The 376-nt window shown below is 49.5% G+C and carries 1 protein-coding gene; it reads right to left on the bottom strand.

What is annotated here, in order from left to right:
• Positions 1-376 (bottom strand): aldehyde dehydrogenase family protein (locus A3757_RS24660; protein ID WP_156506571.1); only part of this gene is annotated, 376 nt, incomplete at both ends.

Genomic DNA, 376 nt, shown 5'->3' with positions numbered 1-376 from the left:
GGGCTTAACCGCTTTTAGGCGTTCAGCGAGCTCATCTGCCCAGACGATTGTTTCGCCAACAAAAACAATCACGCTAATTGCCATGCAGCGTTGTCCGGCAGCGCCAACCGTAGCGCCGACTAATGCGTTCATGACGGTGTCTTTGTCGGCATCAGGAAGTACGACCATGTGATTTTTCGCACCGGCAAAGCATTGAGCACGCTTCATCTCGCGAGTGGTTGTTAGATACACATCTTTGGCAACAGGTACTGAACCAACAAATGAGGTCGCCAGAATATCAGGATGTTTAATAAGTTGGTGAACCTGGTCTTTGCCACCATGAATCATTTGCACCAGACCTTTGGGTGCCCCGGCTTCCTGGAATAGCTCTAATAAA

Source organism: Oleiphilus sp. HI0117, assembly GCF_001635235.1.
The sequence above is the reverse complement of the archived record's forward strand: the minus strand, read 5'-3'. Positions and strand labels throughout refer to the sequence as shown.